At 69.7% G+C, this 238-nt stretch carries 1 protein-coding gene; it reads right to left on the reverse strand.

The window, feature by feature from the left end:
- On the reverse strand, positions 1–238 hold a 238-nt coding region (locus ACR9ZH_RS18475; RefSeq protein WP_481292223.1), incomplete at both ends, for a hypothetical protein.

Raw genomic sequence — 238 nt, forward strand, 5'->3', positions numbered from 1 at the left:
GGACCCAGGGGATAGCCGAGCCTTCCATTGACCCGCCGCGGCGGTACGAACGCCGGCGCGTCCGTCTCTGCGCTACCGGCGCGGGGCCGGCCAAAGACGCTGCCCACCGGAACGCTGTAGAGAAGCGTTCCGGCCCCCTGCTCGACACCTTCCTCCCTCGCTTCGGCCGTGCGGCCATCGATTCCCGGCTCGATTACGGTCGCGGTGGCGTCGACCGCGGGAATACCCAGGATCGTCA

The organism is Luteibacter sp. SVR4-7G (assembly GCF_056755555.1).